This is a genomic window from Pseudomonas sp. GM48 (assembly GCF_000282335.1).
In the GTDB taxonomy this organism is placed as follows: domain Bacteria; phylum Pseudomonadota; class Gammaproteobacteria; order Pseudomonadales; family Pseudomonadaceae; genus Aquipseudomonas.
In genome coordinates this window covers 64,655-81,748 of sequence record NZ_AKJM01000045.1, presented here as the reverse complement: position 1 = coordinate 81,748, position 17,094 = coordinate 64,655, and the positions used below count along the sequence as shown (strand labels likewise).

Here is a 17,094-nt window from a genome sequence, read left to right as displayed (position 1 = left end):
CAATTGTCAGTCACAATTGAGAATGGGTGCTTTAACATTCGAATGCCAGCACCCATCCGAGTCAAAGCATGATGCTTATAGGGAAAATAACGACTTCAGGCCACAGCGAAGTGAAGGAGGAGACAGGTATTCTCACCATCGGTCGAACCCATACGCTAGCTGAGGGCTTTAGGGAATTAGTCGCAAGCCACGTAGGCAAGGATATTGCCGTTGATGCAATGTGCTACAGCAACTCATTCAATAGGAACAAGAGTCCTAATTCATACCGTGCGATCTTTATCGTTATTGAAAGCCCTCAAGCGATTGCTGAAAGCCTCACCTTGATCGAAGGCCTTCGCGCCGACAATCTGGCGTCAATAATTTCCGCAGCCATCATCGGTCCAGGCACCTTCAACAAGATGAAGTACTATCTTGCGGGAGCCGATTACTGCATAAATCTCAACAGTACCCCCGACGAAAATGCCGAGGTACTTTCCGAGTTTTTTGACAGCCCGGAATGGCAGAGGAAAAACAGCCTGTTTTTAGACCCCACTCGCATGTGCCTTATTGGGGACTATAAAAGACTTGACGTATCGTTTGCGGAAATGAGAATTCTTGAGGCTTTTTCGCAAACAAAAAATCATATATTAAGCCATGATGAAATCGCCAACGTCATGGGCCTTAATATTAATTTTTATGATCCAAGAGCCTTGGAAAAATCCATCAGCCGCCTTCGCGGCAAAATAAAAGGCATGTACGGCACCAACGCCATACAAAGTATTCGCGGGCATGGATATCGTTTAATCAGGGGTCTGATCTCGACAACCTGATTTTTAATGTAGAAGGGAGTTTCTGTATTATGAACGCAACAGGGAGCGTGCCACTTTACGATCACGCTGAGCATTACCTGTCTCGACAATTGATCCTCACTCGGGATGACTGCCCGTTTGGCAGCGAGATCAGAATACATTTTGACGACTCTGCTTCCGCGTCCTACGCGCCAGAGGCGTATCAGATGAGTGGGATCTACAGTGAAGTACTGATGCAAACCAGGCTCATTGCCTTCTCGCTAAAAGATCGCAACACTACTAACGGAAACAAATACTTAAGCCGTAGATTTGTTTGCGTAGGACAGTCAGATCTCGCCAACTTTGCGCTCACAGAAGAGTTGATACAGGCCGGCGCCACTCTGCGCGAATTGGGCCAGACACTGGTTATCGCACTCAATGAGCTCCCCCTCTCGGCGGTCAGTTTCGCAGAAAAAAAGAAAATCCTTCACAACGTATATCTATTGAAAGATCACGGTATAGAAATCGCACTCGACGACTACAACATCGACGATGAACGTATCGAAATCTTTACAACCATGAATCTATTCGACTATATAAAGATTTCCATTTCCTCTCTAGACTTGAGCCTCAAGCTCAGTGGCAATCCGGAGTTATTCAATCGTCTGCACGAACGTATGACCATGCTCAGTCACAACACTAAAGTCTCCTTTATAGCGGACAGAGTCGAGCATGCTGCCAGCCATATACTGGCACGCGCGCTGCCCTTTGATTACTTTCAAGGGAGTCACTACTCCCCTGCCGACAACCTTTAAATCGACACCCAGACGTGCAACACAGGAGAGAGCCATGGATAGCAGCACAACCCTCCCAAGAAAATACTTTGTGGTAGTTACTCACAACCCTGCACTACAACTGGAGCTTGAGGCATTACTGTCCAGCAAGCGATATAACACTTATGGTACTTCACAGGCAAAGATGTTTTTTGAAGGTGTTGCGCCACCCACTTCTGCCCCCAAGCTAATGGAATTCATTTCCCCGCATGTGGCCAGAATGGTCCCGCCGGTTATCAAGCATGATACTCAGCGCATCCTTTCGACGTTCAAGTCCGAATGGCAAGCTGCCCAATCCGTAACTAAATTCACTCACTTCACATCAACTGTGGGCAACTCCAGAGACGACACCCAGGAATACACCCCCCAGACGGCCATACCGCACACGCCACTGACTGAAACCTGGCGACTGAGCGATGGCAGCGACGCGTTGATCAAAGATGACGTGGAAATTGTCTTGACTGGCCTGGAGGCCACACTGCTTAAAAAAATGCTGCACCATGATGATCGCGTGGTCAGCAAGGACGATCTTATCCGCAGCATCGGCAGAGAACCTGAACATTATCGGGGTCTCGAAATGTGTCTAAGCCGGTTACAGGAAAAGTTTAAAAACGCCAGTAATGGTGAACGTCTTTTTCGTGCCGTCAGGAATCGCGGGTACTGCCTGATACAGAAAATCGTACGCGTGAAAAATCCAGTTTGAGCAATTAAGATTGTTCGCCCCGGCAGTGCAATACAACAATAAAAAAGCACGCCATTTTACCCCCCCTATCTGCCTCACCACCCCTCTATAAAGTCGCGTTAAAAAAGCTGAAGCCAGACTATTTCTAACGCGTTTCTCGCCCATATATATCAATCCCATACACCATCCACTCGTTAAAAGTCGTCAGACAGTGCTTGCACTAATAAATTAACCTATGCATTGATGACGACGCCGCCCTCTTGGCGTTTCGATCATCAATGCTCCGCCATCTAACAACAAAAACAACTCTTACTGCATTAATTTTGGCTCTTGTCTGTCGAAACGCGAATGGACGTATTTTGGGGATATCGTATGGTTAACAATCTTCGTATCAATCGAAATACCACCCTCAAAGGACTGACCTTCTGGGGACAGTGGATACTTGGCCAAGGCCTTGTTGTTGCCCTGTTATTAATATTGGTTTATTACCAGACGGGTACGGTTGAGTTCTATTATCGAGTATGCGCAACGCTTACTGTGCTTGCATCGGTTCCAGCCTATTCCTGGTGTGGTGTCTACGCAAAGAAAGACAATTTCCTGGAGGGCTTGGTAAGACTCCTGATGGGTTGGTCAATGACACTGGCGGCGTTAGCTATTGTCGCCTTTCTCTGCAAGGCTAATGAACTGTTTTCTCGTCAAATCATTCTGATATGGGCTGTCTGCAGCTACATCGCGCAGGCGCTGCTGTACATCCCGCTGCATGGTTTTTCGAAGTACTACCAACGGACGCTTCAAATTGAGCGTAGAACGCTGATTGTGGGTACTGGCGAGCTGGCGCTGGGATTGGCTAACAAGCTTCGTGCTCTCGAGCACTTCCCATTGGTCGGCCTGGTAAGCTCCGACACCCCCCCTTTGCTGGAGACAGGCGCGCCACCTGTCGTAGGCCCGCAAGAGGAACTACTCGAACTGATCAAGACTCATGACATCCGACGCCTGTACATCACGCTACCCCTGAGCGAAGCGGCACAAATCGAAGAAATGTATGTCGACTTGCTGGATGCCAACGTAGATGTGGTCTGGGTCCCGGGCTTGAACAGCCTGACGCTGCTCAATCACTCGGTCAGTGATGTGGATGGCATGCCGGCAATCCATTTGATTGAATGCCCGCTGACCAGCCAACCCACTGCCGCGTTGAGCAAAAGCCTGCTCGATAAAAGCGTGGCGCTGATGGCCATTATCGCTCTAAGCCCGCTACTGTTGATCATTGGCCTGGCCGTCAAACTCACCTCCCATGGTCCGGTATTTTTCAAACAGGACCGTCACGGGTGGAACGGGAAGGTCATCAAGGTCTGGAAGTTTCGCTCGATGCGTGTGCACGACGATCACGAGGTCAAGCAAGCCAGTCGTAACGACTCGCGGATCACCCCGATCGGGCGCTTTATCCGTCGCACTTCCATCGATGAGTTGCCGCAATTGTTCAACGTCTTGCAGGGCCATATGGCGCTGGTCGGGCCACGCCCTCATGCCGTTGCGCACAATAACTACTACTCCGGCAAGATTCTCGCCTACATGGCGCGCCACCGAATCAAACCGGGGATCACCGGACTGGCTCAAATCAACGGTTGCCGCGGCGAGACCGACACCATCGACAAGATGCAGAAGCGCGTCGAGATCGACCTTAAGTACATCAATAACTGGTCGTTGTGGCTGGATGTGAAAATCCTGCTGAAGACGCCGTTCACCTTGTTGTCGAAAGACATTTATTGATGGTGCACCTGCAGGCTAACCAGGAGAAGCAAGCCATTTGCGCACTGCGTTAGCCTCGTCACTCGTGGCTGGATCTTTCACCAGCCACGCCTGCAACTGCAGCGACAGGTTGTTCTGCTGTCGACTTTCCCGGCGATGTTCATCGCCAACTTCTTTTAAATCTCCGCTCGATACCGTACAGCCCGCTGAGCAGATTCAGGGCAATATCGGCATGCCCGGACTTATCATCAGGCAAGCACAACGGCGGTAGTTGACCGCAAAAAAGTGGATATCGGGCAATCGCGTGACGGCATAAATCTGTTCGCGAGCCGGAACGTCAGCTACGCCATAAAGATGCGGTCCTGACTGAGACCGCTACCTTCCCGGTGCTGCGAAAAAAGCTTAATGCCTACTGAGGGGGGGGGGGGGCGAAGACGAGAGCAACTAATTTTGTTGCCAGAATGGTATCTGCTCGTTGATTGGCGGGCCGGGACCAACGCGCCGTGTCAATGCTTACTGATATTAATCAGGGGGACGCTAATTCTTTGCTCACGTTGCAGCAGTGTCATCAGGAGCAACACACGCTGCTCTCCCTCCATCGCCAGGAAGATCGCTTCCACATCGACAAAAGGCCCCTCATTGATTCGCACCCTCTCTCCACAGGCAAACAGGGCCTCCATAGGGGCTTCGCTATCGTGCTTATAAAGTTGTGCGATCAAGTCATCACCTACGGGCAGCGGCTTGCCTCCAAAACTGACAATTCGCAATACACCACGGGTAGAACGCAAAGGTGCCCAGCTCTCACCTGAGCCAAGCTGGATAAACAGATAACCCGGAAACAGCGATTCGCGAATAATCCGCCTACGCCCCTGCAAATCACGCTCGCGCCGGTGCGTAGGGCGAAAACAGGTATACCCCTGGTTAACCAGATTGATCTCTGCACGCTCGTCCTGGTTCGCCTTGCATTGAACCAAATACCACGCGCTAGCAGTGAGACTCTCAGGCAAGTTCGCTTGAACAGCCGAAGCACTATGGATGGACACAATCAGCCCCTTCTGCGCCTGTGTGGTCAAGTAGCTCCGTGGTTCTCTCCTCGACCTTGCGACGGATTTCTCCCAAGGATGGAAACACAGCTGGAAAACGGAGTTGACCGATCATGGAAACTGTGCCCTTTAAAAACACGCGAAACTCATTGGCAATAAACGAATGCTGGAGAACGCTTTACCCAAAGCAATCCCCTATACTTATCATCAAACCGTACCTCACGCTATTTAACACAGCCCAATACTGCACAACACAAAAAAGCCGAGAATGTTAAAATCTGTCAGATAATAGCCAGCAATGTTATTTTAAGAGTTGGTGGTGTTATTTAATATCTGACTTTATATATTGATATTTTTTTTCCGTATGCGCTGAATAATCACGTGGCATTTAATGGTTGAGTTTGTCGTGGGTTGCCAGTTATGATTTTTAGCACAGCAACTGTCAAGCACGCTCCAAGTCGAGATTCCAGCAGACCAGAGTCTTCGCAGTGAACTGTTTCATCCAGTACGGCAATTCCTCACGGAAAGAGGCACACACCCAATAGCTGCAAGCCGTAACAAAAGTGCCATTGAAGAAAAACAGTATTTCAGTCTTTCCAATTGCACCATCACCGCAAGTGTGGAATTTCCAGGGAGGTTGCCTTGTTTAACAAGATTCTCATCGTTTGCATTGGCAACATTTGCCGAAGCCCCACTGCAGAACATTTGCTGCGGGATGCACTGGGCAGGTCCGACATCGAAGTCAGCTCCGCGGGTCTTGGCGCGCTACAGGACCACCCTATCGAGCCCACCGCCCGGGCCGTACTGGAAGAGCATGGCCATCTGCCAAAAGAGCACAAAGCCAATCAACTGACCCCCGCCACCATCAGCGAATCGGATCTGATCCTGGTGATGGAGCAGTCCCACATAGACCGTGTTCTCAAGATCGCGCCTGAAGCGCGAGGCAAGGTCTTCTTGCTGGGCAAGTGGCAGAACAACCGCGAAATCAGCGACCCCTACCGTCAAGGCAAACCTGCCTTTGTGCATGCATACGCGTTGATTGAAGAAGCAGTAACCGCCTGGGCACGGCGTCTCGCACGCTAAACCACTCCTCGAATACCTGTTAAAAAAGAACCCACTTATGCAGCAAACTCCAGCATTAACCTCACATGACGATGATGATGTAATCGACTTGATGGGCCTACTCGGGACACTGGTCGATCATAAATGGTTGATTGCCGGGATCACTGCTGCCTCTATGGCCGTTGGCACGGCGTATGCGCTGTTGGCCAATCCTGTTTACCAGGCAACGGCCTTGATACAGGTGGAGGCAAAAAAAAATGACATGCTCGGTTTCTCCGATATCAACAGCATGTTGGGTAAAGAGTCACCTTCAACCACAGAAATCGAATTAATCAAGTCGCGTGCCATCATCGGCAAGGTTGTCGAGAATCTATCCCTGGATATCACTGTTGAGCCGAACCGATTTCCGGTGATCGGCGACTTTATTGCTCGTCATTTCAAACCGGACGCTGATAATACGGTTGCGACGCCCTGGTTTGGCATGAACAGCTTTGCCTGGGGTGGTGAAACCCTGAAAATATTTCAGCTTGAGCTCCCACAAGAGCTCCTGAGCCAGGAACTAACCTTGGTCAACGGTGAAAACGGCCACTTCACGTTGCTGGATGAAGACGACAATGTCCTGGTCCAAAGCCAAGTGGGTCAGGCCTATGACCAGGACGGAATCAAACTGCAAGTCGAGGTGCTGCAGGCCAATCCTGGCACAACGTTCAACATTGTACGTGACCCACGCCTGACCAGCATCTTGAAGTACCAAAAGGTACTTGATGTATCAGAGCGCGGTAAAGAATCCGGCATGATCGGAATGGCTCTTGAGAGCGAGAAACCGGCCGAAGCCATTCAAATCCTCAATGAAATCGCCAAGCTCTATGTAAGGCAAAATGTCGAGCGGACATCGGCCGAAGCGGCTCAAAGCCTGGAGTTCCTAAAAGATCAACTGCCTCAGGTCCGTAAAGACCTGGAAAAAGCCGAAAACGCCCTGAACAAGTATCAAATTCGCAGTAAATCCATCGATATCAGCCTGGAAGCCAAAGCCATTCTCGATCAGATCGTGGCGCTGGATACCAGCATCTCCGAATTGAAATTGCAGCAAGCGGAAATGGATCGCAAGTTTACCCGTCAGCACCCCGCCTATCGGGCCTTGCTCAGCCAATTAGGCGAGCTGACAGCCAAGCAGGATGGCTTGGCCAAAAAAGTCGAAGGCTTGCCTTCAACGCAGCAAGAACTGCTTAGCCTCACCCGCGACGTAAAAGTCAGCACCGAAATTTATACCCAGCTCCTGAATAAATCCCAGGAACTGGACGTAATGCGTGCCGGCACCGTGGGCAACGTGCGCTTGATCGACACCGCTGATGTGGATCTGAAAAAGCCCGTTAAACCCAAGAAGCCCCTGATAGTAATTATCGCCACCTTGCTCGGTGCTTCCCTCGCTATTGCAGTGGTGTTGTTTCGCAAAGCCCTTAACCGCGGCGTGGAAAATCCGGATCAAATTGAACAGCTGGGATTGCCAGTGTATGCATCCATTCCTTTCAGCACACTGCAAAAAGGTGAAGAAAACAAAACCCTGCGAAGTGGCCGAGGCCGCGCTAACAACGCCGCCCCCATACTGGCCAGCAGTCACCCCACCGACCTGGCCATAGAAGGATTACGCAGCCTGCGCACCAGCCTGCACTTCGCCATGCTCGAAGCCAGTAATAATCGCCTGATGATCTCCGGCCCGAGCCCCAAGGTAGGTAAAACGTTCGTATCCGCAAACCTTGCCGCAGTCATCGCTCAGACCGGCCAGCGTGTTTTGCTGATCGACGTGGATATGCGCAAAGGGTATTTGCATAAAGTATTCGGGACTCCCGCTGAAAACGGGCTGTCGGATTTACTGGTCAAGCGCTGCGACCTGGCAACCGCGATCAATAAAACTGAATTCGAGCATCTTGACGTTATCGGCCGCGGACAAATACCGCCCAACCCTTCAGAACTGCTAATGCACGCGAACTTCAGTGCCTTTCTGGACGAAGTCAGCGCCCAGTACGACCTAGTGATTCTGGATACCCCACCATTGCTGGCGGTGACGGATGCGGCGATTGTCGGTCGCCAGTCGGGCACTAGCTTGATTGTGACGCGCTTTGCACTTAACCCTGTTCGTGAAATTGAATTGACCATGCGCCGCTTTGCTCAAAATGGTATTGATTTGAAAGGCGCCATTTTCAATGGCGTTGAAAAACGCGCCTCGGCCAAATATGGCTATGCCGATTATGGTTATTACAACTACGAATATAAGTCAGAGAGCGTTTAGTTCACTCATTTTGATGAATATCGCGCTACCACCGAGCAGAAGTGCATGGCGGTAGCAACATCAATTCCGCCTTGCTACCTGCAGCTGAAAAAAGATGCAGACATTAATAGATAATACGGCTCTCAGGGACTGGCAATTAATCCTGGGGCGGTAGCGTGGAAAAAATCAAATTCGTACTGCCCCACATCGATTGTTTCCGCTAATACGGCGTATTTTCTCGACAAATAAAGGCCGGGTTACAGGTCCTATATACAGCATAGATTGAAACGACATTTGTTATGTCATGCCAAACAAACCTCCACCTTCAGTTACGAACATAGCAATGGATCGCCCTATGAAGACCCTATGCATTTTTGGTACCCGTCCTGAGGCCATTAAAATGGCTCCACTTGCGTTGGCGCTGGCGGCAGATGAACGCTTTGAGGCAAAAGTCTGCGTCACCGGCCAGCACCGTGAAATGCTCGATCAAGTGTTGGGGTTGTTTGCCATTGAGCCAGACTTCGACCTGAACATCATGAAACCCGGCCAGGACCTGACCGATGTCACCAGCGCGATCTTGCAAGGGCTGAAGAAAGTCCTGGCAGAATTCAAACCCGATATCGTGTTGGTTCACGGGGATACCGCCACCACTTTTGCTGCCAGCCTCGCGGCCTACTACCAGCAGATTCCGGTTGCGCACGTCGAAGCCGGTTTGCGCACGGGTAACCTCTACTCTCCATGGCCGGAAGAAGGCAATCGTAAACTTACCGGTGCATTGGCCAACCTGCACTTCGCGCCAACCGAAACTTCAAAAGCCAATCTGCTACGTGAGGGCGTTAATCCGGACACTATCGTCGTCACTGGCAACACAGTGATCGATGCCCTGCTGGATGTCGTCAAACGCCTCGACCAGGACCAAGCACTGCTTGCCCAAGCCTCTACGCCGGCAGCCTTTCTGAACCCCGCTCGAAAATTGATCCTCGTTACCGGCCATCGCCGGGAAAGTTTCGGTGACGGCTTCGAGCGCATTTGTCAGGCGTTGATGGAGGTTGCCCAGCAACATCCAGAGGTTGATATCGTCTATCCCGTGCACCTCAATCCCAATGTACGCGAGCCAGTCAATCGACTCCTGACCGGCATTAACAACATCTACCTGATCGAGCCCCTGGACTACCTGCCTTTCGTCCACATGATGAGCCGTGCGCACATCATCTTGACCGACTCCGGTGGCATCCAGGAGGAAGCGCCGTCCCTGGGCAAACCCGTGCTGGTGATGCGCGATACCACAGAACGCCCAGAGGCTGTTGCCGCAGGCACGGTGAAACTGGTCGGCACCGAAACCGCGGATATCGCCCGCGAACTGAACCGCTTGCTCACCGATACGGTCGCCTACCGCACCATGAGTTACGCCCATAATCCTTATGGAGACGGGAATGCCTGCCAGCGCATTCTTGAAGCGCTGCTCAATCATTAAGCCGCTTAGCCGCTGTTGCTTTGCTCAGCGGTTATCTCACTTAAAAAATACATCTAGCAAACCGTAAACAGTTGTCGGGCAATAAAATATTCCTTTGCGTCCACCTGGACACTATCTCTTTGGCGGCCGCAAAAAATCAAATTGAAGAGTCTGCCATCACATGCTAATCGGCAACCGAATAATTAACCAACTATGTTCTTTAGTATCGAAGGGCATTGAGCTAGGTAAAATATTCATACTTAATGTTATTAGTGCAAGGTCGTTAGGCGCGGAAGACTTCGGAACTCTTTCTTTTATAATATCAGTAGCAACAGTTATGGGTGTAATAACTGAGTTTAGAGTTCAAGACGTGATGATAAAAAAAATCTCAATGGGAGAAAGTGAAAATAAAATCATAATAAATGCCATAGCCATTTGCCTTTCTTTCAGTACAGCTGGTTTTTTAATCACAACATTTTTTTCATGCGTTACAGACACCAACATCAGTTGGAAAAATTACTTGGCTTTGTACTCCGTTATTTTTATCGCCTCCAGTCTAAAAGTATTCAAGTATGCGTTCATAGCGAATAGAAACAACATAGCCAACTGTGCGGTTGAGGCCATCTCTCTTATTGCTTCATTCGCCTTTTTTCTTTGGCTATTTAACGAAAACCTAACAATAAACTCATATATATACATAAGAATATTTGATGCAGCAATGGTTTCTATACTAGGCTTTGCCATGTACAAAGTCGCTTATAGATTCAAGCTTACAAAACCAGACCTCGTTAGTATACGATCAATCATCATAGAGTCTGGACCGCTTGTACTATCTGGCTTCGTGGTCATACTTCTTCAGAGAATAGACCAAATAATGATAAAGTATATGCTTGGCAATTACGAACTTGGAATCTACAGCTCTGCCGCCAACATTATCACTGTTTTCTCTATAGCCCCAATGCTCATTAGCCAAACCAACTCCCCATCCATATTCCGCTTAACGAAAGATAGTATTGAATATCAAAACACGCGAATGAAATACATACGTAACATTGCATTTCTTGGGCTGGCAATGTCACTCATTTTATTAGGTGCGAGCAAATACATCATAAGCATACTTTATGGCGAGGCATATGCGGAGGCCGAAAGCATTTTAAAAATTTCTTTCTTGACTCCATTTGTAATAGCTCTAGGGGCAGCCAGCTCGCAAATAATTATAGCCGATAACAATTCAAGCATTGTGTTCTACAAGTCGATCATGGCCTTAATCTTAGGAGCCACTCTAAACTTCATATTAATTCCATTAATGGGAATAGAAGGCGCAGCAATATCCACGCTTTCAGCGATGCTACTAAGCAATGTCGTCTCCAACATATTTATAAAAAAGTACAAATACATATGGCACCTACAGTGCGATGCAATTTTCCTCAAGGACAGTAAACAATGACCGCTAAAGCTGTATACACCCTAACATTTCACGGGGTATTAAATCATGGTGCTGTATTGCAAGCCTACGCCCTTCAAAGTTACATTCTAAGCAAAGGATTTAATTCTGAAATCATCAACTACAAGCCATGGTACTTATCTTACCAAATTCTTCGCCCAGCCAAAGGCATAGGCAAGACAATCCTCAAGTACAAAAGATTGTATTTATTCAGACAATTCACAAAAAAACATCTAGCACTAACCACGCATAGCGTAACGAGCCAAAAAGACTTTCGCAAACTTAACAATTATTTTGCAGTAGTTTGCGGTAGCGATCAAATATGGAATAAGTTCATCACAGGAAAAAAATACGACCCTGCTTTCTTTTTAAACTTCGCACCTAACAACGCACGAAAAATAGCGTATGCGGCAAGCGCTGGTGGAAACGCGCTATCACAAGACCATACACAACTAAGCCAGTATACCAGGTCGTTTGATAGCATTGGAGTTAGGGAACAACATCTCAAACTAGACCTTCTTGAAAATAAACTCCACCACTCTCCCGAGTTAGTTATTGACCCAACGTTCCTAATTAGCAAATATGACAGTATTGCGAGCTACAAGCGTGTCCCTGTTGGGAAATATATAGTTTCATACGAGGTCAGTTCTGAGAGCACCCGAAGCAAACTAAATGATTTTATAATCGCTCTAAAGAACATGACAGGTTTACCTGTATACCACATTGGTGACAAACCCATCGATGCAGCAGATCATTGTTTATTGGATATTTCACCCAGTGACTGGGTAGGCATAGTTCAATCAGCAACATTAGTTTGCACCAACTCGTTCCACGGCACCGCACTATCGCTCAACTTTGAGAAACCATTAGTATTTGTAACGCACCTAGAGGATGAAAAAAACGCTAGGCCTTTAAGCCTGCTAAATAAAACAGACTTAAGCTGTGTCGCCTACGACAATATCGACGAGCTTAAGAGTAGAAACATTTGGCAGAAATACGACAAATCTAAACTGTTAGACTTTATTAAATATTCTCAAAATTTTTTAGACCGAGCACTACAATGATTAGGATGACCATCGCGCTTATTAAAATCGTGTGTAGCCGAACGAGCAGATCACTATCCGATGGCGCGACACCATCTAATAACATGACCATAATTCCTAGGCGCAGACATGAATAAAGGAGGGTATTATCCACAAGGGATAAGAATGAAGCTCAAACTGAGTCATATTGTATACACAATGGTTTTTTTGTTATGTTTTGACAGCGTACTTAAAATCCCTGTCGGCCCAATATTTATGCAGCCCGGCATACTTATTGGGCTACTAACATTACTATTAATCACTCTAAACAACATCAATTCAAATAAACCCTTTCTGACTAAAAACCTTCTAGACAAGCCCACATCGATCTTACTTATATACTCAATAGCTCACATAGCCTTGGCAAAGAACTTAGACGTGTATTTTTCCATACTGTCTTATTTAGCCATCTATGCGCTGATGTATATATTCATAAACCATGTGTACGCTTACGTTAACTGGAGCAAACTCTCTAAACTTGCAGTTGTTACATTGGTTTCGACGGGACTCATACAATATCTTTTTATTAACTTATTTAATATTCAATTAGAACTCCGGGGACTGGACTCCAGCTACTACGCAAACAAAGGAAATCTAGGGACCCGTATGCGAGGCTTTTTTTTAGAGCCTAACTGGTATGGACTTGCTTTATTTTCTTGGCTTTTTTTATACTATTATCATCAACAACAAAAAAAATGGACTGATTATGGATTGGCTTCCTTATCAATCCTTTGTCTGTATCTGAGTGAAAATAGAACCATCTTCATACTCTTAGCTATTTGTGTGTTTAGCATTTACGCTGAGCGGCACTTAAAATCATTCCGACGAATAATCCCAATCGCTATCGTTGCTACTGCCGCCATTATCTATTTTTATTTCTCCGTAGCTGTAAATGACTTTGATGATAGGTCGGCCATGGCCAGGACCTACACCGCAGCAAACATTATCAACATTTGGTTAACCGATAACCTAGTCACAAAAATGATTGGCCACGGACTCTCTAACTGGGGTTACTACTCCAACATTTTAGAGTTCAGTAGGAGTAACTACACTTTTGACCAAGCACTAACCAGACGTGACAACGCTGAAATATATGTATATTTATTTGAGATGGGAGCAATTTCTTTTGCGATTTTCGCATATGATTTATTTAACATAGGAAAAAAATCCAGAACATTATCCCCACCAATATTTGTGGCTTGCTTATATCTCTCATCTTTATTCTATCCGATTTACGGCTTTATCATGTACCTTATTCCCCTAATGGTAATCAGATGTGGAATATTCAGAGGACAACAGAATGCTAATCCACTTAATTAACCATTCTTCCAAGGAATTAGGAGGCGCGCAAAAAATATTAAAGCTTCTTTATGACGACAACGCAGAAGAATCAAAAATCATTTCATTTGACTATATCCTAGATAAAAATGGTCAACGGCGATCGAGCACTCTCTATGCCTTCTTATTATTTGCTATCGAATTAATCAAAAACCCAAACAACACATTTATTATTCACCACCGCATGTTTCTTCTACCCTTTATACTTACCAGAAGAATCAATGCTATATTCGTATGCCATAGTATTTTTCCTAATAAAAATTATATATTCAGCCTCCTGAGCAATACTAAATGCATTGCAGTATCACCCGAAGTCAAAAACTATCTGCTCGATTTAAACCCAAAACTCAATGTCGTGACTATTTCTAATGGGGTATCGAGTAATCCATCAGAAAACTTTGAGCACCTAGACAATGACCTATTTGAAGTTGGATATATTGGACGCCTGGGTGTTGAAAAAGGAATTGATGTCCTACTTGATGCCTTTATTATATTTTCAAAGCAAAATAGTCATATTAAAACCAAACTACACATCGTCGGCTCAGGAGAGCTTGAGTCATTACTATTAGCAAAAATCCAATCAGAACAAATGGAAGGAACCATTGTACTTCATGGTTATTCTGAAACACCATTTACTACACTCAAAAATATAGATCTATTAGTTGTCCCTTCTCAATACGAGGGTTTCGGTCTGGTTTTTTATGAGGCATTGGAAAGACGACATATGGTGTTAGCATCCAACATCCCAGTATTCCGAAAAAAGGATAACGATGCAGGAGTGTATTTTTTCACACCCAATGATCCAATAGACTTGGTTGAAAAAATAACCACATGTTACAAAAACCAAAAAAACTGGCTAGACAACAATAACACACCCACAAAGCGGCATGACTTTTTTACAGTAGATGAAATGCTATCAAGATATAAAACAGTTTTAAAGGTGCATGCTAAATGAACGACAACAATCTATTCGGCCTCCGTTACGAACTTGATTCAAAAGCAGAGACCATTTCAAAAATCTGTGCATCTATAGACAGCGGGCGAAAGTGTTTTGTTCGAAGCGACTTAAACGTTGCAACCATTGTAAACTGCCAAAAAGACCCAATACTTTTAAAGGCAGTCAATAGCTCTCATCTTATTAATATCGACGGGATGGGTGCGTTATGGGGGGCGAAACTACTAAACCTCGCAGTTCCCGAACGGGTAGCTGGTGTAGATTTGTTCACTGAGTTATTAGAAGTCGCAGAAAAAAACAAGTATTCTGTGTATTTTCTTGGCGCTACTAGTCTAGTACTAGAGAATATGATTGAAAACGTTTCGAGCCGATTAACCAATCTAAAAATAGCAGGATATAACGATGGCTATTTTTGGGGAAGGGAGGCTGAAATAGTCGATCAGATCAATGCATCGGGTGCGAATATGCTTTTTATAGGTATCAAGTCGCCTGAAAAAGAGATGTTTATCTACAATTGGGCTCCGAAACTTAACGTCGAATTTATCATGGGCGTCGGTGGTAGTTTTGATGTCGTTTCTGGAAAAGTTAAACGTGCTCCTGGATGGATGCAAAATTCCGGTTTGGAATGGGCATTCAGGATTTATCAAGAGCCGCGACGCATGTGGAAAAGGTATTTAACGTCAAACTTTGCCTTCCTGAAAATGTTAATTCAGAGGAAACTAAAAACTAAATCATAGCCGAAGTAGCTAGAAGCGCGACACCTCTCCAAGGCTCTGCTTTATAACTCACTTAAATCAACCACCCGCCCATCTAGATCACGAAGTCAATACTATGAACCTGAGTAATAAAATCCAAAACTCATTCAAAGTTAAATCACATTGCACTGAGATTTTTAAAGTGCACACTGTCGATAGCTTGGTCAGCAAAGGAAAAGGTGGACTTTTCACTTCAAAGACCTCAATCGTAGGTGGTGGATATAACATTATCCCTAGAAGCTTTGTAGACGGCCTAGTAGTGCAGTCCAATCTAAGCACCATAGAAACGACTGAAGACGACAACAACCATGTATTAGTTAAAGTTGGTTCTGGTGTTGTTTGGGATGACCTTGTAGGCTTTACCGTTAGCAAAGGCTATCTCGGGTTGGAAAATCTATCCTTAATTCCAGGTTCGGTTGGCGCGGCACCAGTGCAAAATATTGGTGCATACGGCGTGGAAGCTTCTACATTCATTCAAACGGTTCATTGCTACAACTTAAATACTGGGATTTTCAGTGATCTAAGTAAAGACGAATGTGAGTTTGGCTATCGAACTAGTCATTTCAAATCCAAACCTGAACTTTTCATTTGCTATGTTACCTTTAGACTATGCAAATCAAATTTATCAGTAAAAGAACTGATCCACTCAACAAAATATTCAAAGCTCGAATTTCTGAAGGACACCCTTCGCCTAATACGTCTTTCCTTTAAAAGTATAACGCTTAAATTTTCCCCTCGGCCAAAAATCAAATTTAGCTTTTCTTGCATTCGGGATATTTTAACGCTTTGTATTCTCCCTGCTAAAATCAAGCGCAAGATTGTAAGTGTTATTAGGACCAAGACCCTTCACAACCCTGACAAAATAGGAAATTGCGGTTGTTTTTTTAAATGCCCTATTTTACCTTATGCAGAGTTTGAGGATTTAAGAAATCAGTTCCCAGAAATCGAATGGTTCGAGCACGACAAACAATCGGTTAAAATATCTGCTTGCTGGCTTATGAAAAAAACCAATTGGGCCGGAAAAAAATCAAATAACGTACTTACCGATACAAAACGTCCTGTTGTTTTATTAAATGCCGGAAGTGCTACCGGAGAGGACGTACTGCATGTTATGAGCCAAATACAGCATGATATTAAATCGAAATTCAATATCTCCCTAGAGGCCGAAGTGGTTATACTATAACACCCTCTAATCATACCGAGCTTCTCAGCCAAGCTATAAACCTTTCAATGCAAACGAGGGATCTAGGGCATGATAGAGCGTTCACAAACAATGGTTTTAGCGGCTTAGAGTATAGAGATCACTTAACAGCAATTAGAATTCGTAATTTTCAATACTGTGCGCTTATGAAAAATAGTGAAGCCTTCCCGAAAAAATCAAAAATCGCACACAGTTTTTTTCGGTAGTTGATTATTTTATACTGTGCGGCGAAAGCTAAATCAGCCGGCTTGGAAAGCCATTAGCGTAATGCTTGGGTCGCCCCAAAAAAGGTCGCCCATGAGTTGGATTGGAAGGCCAGGCGCGGCTTACCGGAAATGATGGCCGATACTTCGCACTGGCAAGCCGCTAACCCACAACGCTATGTCCAGTGGCACTATTCATCACTTGTATGGCGTGGAAATCAGGTGCGAACCACGACATTTCCACCACATACCCGATAACAATTG

14 protein-coding genes are annotated in these 17,094 nt (G+C 45.9%); 13 read left to right on the top strand and 1 reads right to left on the bottom strand.

Going from position 1 to position 17,094, the window contains the following annotated elements; translation table 11 throughout:
* Positions 1-68 precede the first annotated feature (68 nt).
* From PMI28_RS21085 to PMI28_RS21100, 4 genes are all read left to right on the top strand, one after another.
* The gene (locus PMI28_RS21085) at positions 69-809 is read left to right on the top strand and encodes a winged helix-turn-helix domain-containing protein (protein WP_050548686.1); all 741 of its coding nucleotides are present in this window, start codon (positions 69-71) and stop codon (positions 807-809) included.
* Between the two features lie 185 nt (positions 810-994).
* On the top strand, positions 995-1,582 hold the full coding sequence (locus PMI28_RS21090) for an EAL domain-containing protein (protein WP_177318958.1): 588 nt from the start codon (positions 995-997) through the stop codon (positions 1,580-1,582).
* A 34-nt stretch (positions 1,583-1,616) separates the two neighbouring features.
* Positions 1,617-2,303, top strand: a complete 687-nt coding sequence (locus PMI28_RS21095; protein WP_007984353.1) for a winged helix-turn-helix domain-containing protein — start codon at positions 1,617-1,619, stop codon at positions 2,301-2,303.
* Positions 2,304-2,654: 351 nt separating this feature from the next.
* Entirely contained in the window at positions 2,655-4,049 is a 1,395-nt protein-coding gene (locus PMI28_RS21100) for an undecaprenyl-phosphate glucose phosphotransferase (protein WP_007984349.1), read from the top strand.
* 485 nt (positions 4,050-4,534) lie between these two features.
* On the opposite strand, the gene rfaH is transcribed toward PMI28_RS21100, so the two are convergent.
* Positions 4,535-5,065 carry a transcription/translation regulatory transformer protein RfaH gene (rfaH, locus tag PMI28_RS21105; RefSeq protein ID WP_443200722.1) on the bottom strand — a complete coding sequence of 177 codons (531 nt, stop codon included), beginning with the start codon at positions 5,063-5,065 and terminating at the stop codon, positions 4,535-4,537.
* A gap of 648 nt (positions 5,066-5,713) precedes the next feature.
* Here rfaH and PMI28_RS21110 point away from each other — a divergent pair.
* The 9 genes from PMI28_RS21110 to murB all read left to right on the top strand — a co-directional run bounded on the left by PMI28_RS21110 (position 5,714) and on the right by murB (position 16,609).
* Entirely contained in the window at positions 5,714-6,154 is a 441-nt protein-coding gene (locus PMI28_RS21110) for a low molecular weight protein-tyrosine-phosphatase (RefSeq protein WP_007984345.1), read from the top strand.
* Positions 6,155-6,191: 37 nt separating this feature from the next.
* Positions 6,192-8,420: a polysaccharide biosynthesis tyrosine autokinase gene (locus tag PMI28_RS21115; protein WP_007984343.1), complete on the top strand. Its 2,229-nt coding sequence runs from the start codon at positions 6,192-6,194 to the stop codon at positions 8,418-8,420.
* A 334-nt stretch (positions 8,421-8,754) separates the two neighbouring features.
* Positions 8,755-9,873 (top strand): non-hydrolyzing UDP-N-acetylglucosamine 2-epimerase, encoded by a 1,119-nt coding sequence (gene wecB / locus PMI28_RS21120; protein WP_033063172.1) that lies wholly within the window; start codon positions 8,755-8,757, stop codon positions 9,871-9,873.
* A gap of 160 nt (positions 9,874-10,033) precedes the next feature.
* Positions 10,034-11,299, top strand: coding sequence for an oligosaccharide flippase family protein (locus PMI28_RS21125; protein WP_007984339.1), 1,266 nt, complete (start codon positions 10,034-10,036; stop codon positions 11,297-11,299).
* Entirely contained in the window at positions 11,296-12,360 is a 1,065-nt protein-coding gene (locus PMI28_RS21130; protein WP_007984337.1) for a polysaccharide pyruvyl transferase family protein, read from the top strand. The genes PMI28_RS21125 and PMI28_RS21130 overlap by 4 nt, the downstream gene beginning before the upstream one ends.
* A gap of 144 nt (positions 12,361-12,504) precedes the next feature.
* Positions 12,505-13,698, top strand: a complete 1,194-nt coding sequence (locus PMI28_RS21135) for a hypothetical protein (RefSeq protein WP_177318957.1) — start codon at positions 12,505-12,507, stop codon at positions 13,696-13,698.
* Entirely contained in the window at positions 13,679-14,671 is a 993-nt protein-coding gene (locus PMI28_RS21140) for a glycosyltransferase (protein WP_007984329.1), read from the top strand. The genes PMI28_RS21135 and PMI28_RS21140 overlap by 20 nt, the downstream gene beginning before the upstream one ends.
* Entirely contained in the window at positions 14,668-15,408 is a 741-nt protein-coding gene (locus tag PMI28_RS21145) for a WecB/TagA/CpsF family glycosyltransferase (protein ID WP_007984328.1), read from the top strand. The genes PMI28_RS21140 and PMI28_RS21145 overlap by 4 nt, the downstream gene beginning before the upstream one ends.
* Positions 15,409-15,502: 94 nt before the next feature.
* Positions 15,503-16,609: a UDP-N-acetylmuramate dehydrogenase gene (gene murB / locus PMI28_RS29435; protein WP_007984325.1), complete on the top strand. Its 1,107-nt coding sequence runs from the start codon at positions 15,503-15,505 to the stop codon at positions 16,607-16,609.
* Positions 16,610-17,094: the final 485 nt, after the last annotated feature.

Excerpts from the sequence above, each read along its gene's own strand:
- PMI28_RS21085 (WP_050548686.1), top strand. The coding sequence starts at position 69 with ATGATGCTTATAGGGAAAATAACGACTTCAGGCCACAGCGAAGTGAAG.
- PMI28_RS21090 (WP_177318958.1), top strand. The coding sequence starts at position 995 with ATGAGTGGGATCTACAGTGAAGTACTGATGCAAACCAGGCTCATTGCC.
- PMI28_RS21095 (WP_007984353.1), top strand. The coding sequence starts at position 1,617 with ATGGATAGCAGCACAACCCTCCCAAGAAAATACTTTGTGGTAGTTACT.
- PMI28_RS21100 (WP_007984349.1), top strand. The coding sequence starts at position 2,655 with ATGGTTAACAATCTTCGTATCAATCGAAATACCACCCTCAAAGGACTG.
- PMI28_RS21115 (WP_007984343.1), top strand. The coding sequence starts at position 6,192 with ATGCAGCAAACTCCAGCATTAACCTCACATGACGATGATGATGTAATC.
- wecB (WP_033063172.1), top strand. The coding sequence starts at position 8,755 with ATGAAGACCCTATGCATTTTTGGTACCCGTCCTGAGGCCATTAAAATG.
- PMI28_RS21125 (WP_007984339.1), top strand. The coding sequence starts at position 10,034 with ATGCTAATCGGCAACCGAATAATTAACCAACTATGTTCTTTAGTATCG.
- PMI28_RS21130 (WP_007984337.1), top strand. The coding sequence starts at position 11,296 with ATGACCGCTAAAGCTGTATACACCCTAACATTTCACGGGGTATTAAAT.
- PMI28_RS21135 (WP_177318957.1), top strand. The coding sequence starts at position 12,505 with ATGAAGCTCAAACTGAGTCATATTGTATACACAATGGTTTTTTTGTTA.
- PMI28_RS21140 (WP_007984329.1), top strand. The coding sequence starts at position 13,679 with ATGCTAATCCACTTAATTAACCATTCTTCCAAGGAATTAGGAGGCGCG.
- PMI28_RS21145 (WP_007984328.1), top strand. The coding sequence starts at position 14,668 with ATGAACGACAACAATCTATTCGGCCTCCGTTACGAACTTGATTCAAAA.
- murB (WP_007984325.1), top strand. The coding sequence starts at position 15,503 with ATGAACCTGAGTAATAAAATCCAAAACTCATTCAAAGTTAAATCACAT.